We start from the raw sequence: 881 nt of genomic DNA on the forward strand, positions 1-881 counted from the left end.
AGAAGCTTCGAGCCGGGGCTGAGCCGGCGCACGACGCTGGCCGGCTCGAACCGGAAGATGAACGTCCCGGCCGGGTCGGCGGCGAAGTCCGACAGGCCGCGCGCCTTGGCCAGCGCCTGCGCCAGCGTGATGCCGTCGGCCTGGAACGGCAGCTCGGTGCTGTTGCCCAGCGCGCCCACCGCGATGAAGGTCTGCGGGTCGCGCACGAGCGTCAGCACGTCGTTGGGCCGCAGGTAGATGTTCTCACGCGGGTTCGACACCACTGTGGTCAGCGGCACGGTCGCGGTCACCGGCCCGCGCGAGAGCCGCACGAAGGTCTCGTTGACCGGCGCGCGGTTGCCGCCGGCGGCGGCGATGACGTCGAGGATGCGGTCGCCGTGGCCCGAGAGCGGCAGGCGGGCGCCGGCGGCGCCCTCGCCGGTGACGGTGACGGCCTGGGAGATCGGGCGGGTGACCGAGACCAGCACCTGGGGCTGGATGGCCTTGCCGGCGAGTTCGTTCTCGATGAGCGCCTGGACGTCCTGGGTGCGGCGGCCGGCGACCTTGATGCGGCCGGCATAGGGCACCGAGATGGCGCCGTCGCGCCCGACGGGCTGCTCGGGGATGAGGGCGGACTTGGATCCGGCGGAGAAGCGGTCGGCGACGAGGGGTCCGGAGAACAGGCCGCCGGATCCGGCCTCCCAGATGGAGACCGAGACCATGTCGCCGATGCCGATGACCGGCTCGGAGGAGGGGCGATGGTCGCCGAAGGAGGCGAGCAGGCTGTCGAGGGGGCGGCCGCGCAGGGCCTCGACCACGGAGGGGGTGACGTCGATGATCTCGTAGCGGGCAAGGATCCCGCCGTCGGCCGTGGCGACCTCGGCCCCGGCCTGGATCGCGCT

General features: G+C 73.1%; 1 protein-coding gene. It reads right to left on the reverse strand.

The window, feature by feature from the left end:
* A partial coding sequence (locus tag ACLBYG_RS31570; protein WP_447684084.1) for a polysaccharide biosynthesis/export family protein occupies window positions 1-881 on the reverse strand: 881 nt, incomplete at both ends.

The organism is Methylobacterium sp. D53M, from assembly GCF_053345625.1.